At 76.1% G+C, this 305-nt stretch carries 1 pseudogene; it reads left to right on the top strand.

The features are described 5' to 3' along the window. Positions 1-279 (top strand): annotated as a pseudogene (locus B3S45_RS07105) (mannitol-1-phosphate 5-dehydrogenase); the annotation flags it as partial. Positions 280-305: the final 26 nt, after the last annotated feature.

Genomic DNA, 305 nt, shown 5'->3' on the forward strand with positions numbered 1-305 from the left:
CAGCCGCTGCGCAAGCTGTCGCGGAAAGAGCGCTTCATCGGCCCCGCGGCCGAGGCAGCCGAACGCGGACTCCCCACGGCCGGCCTCGAGACGGCGATCGCCGCCGCCCTCGCGTTCCACGACCCGGAGGATGCGCAGTCCGTCGACATGCAGCGGCTGCTCGCCGAGCGTGACGCCGCCGCCTTCACCGCCGAGGTCACGGGCCTCGAGCCGGAGCATCCGCTCTTCGACCGCATCCGGGCGCTCGTGGAGACGCGGCAGGCCTCGCCGGCGGCCTGAGGGGGCCGCACCCGCCCGCGGCAGCG

This window comes from Microbacterium sp. UBA1612, from assembly GCF_002321605.1.
In the GTDB taxonomy this organism is placed as follows: domain Bacteria; phylum Actinomycetota; class Actinomycetes; order Actinomycetales; family Microbacteriaceae; genus Microbacterium; species Microbacterium luteum.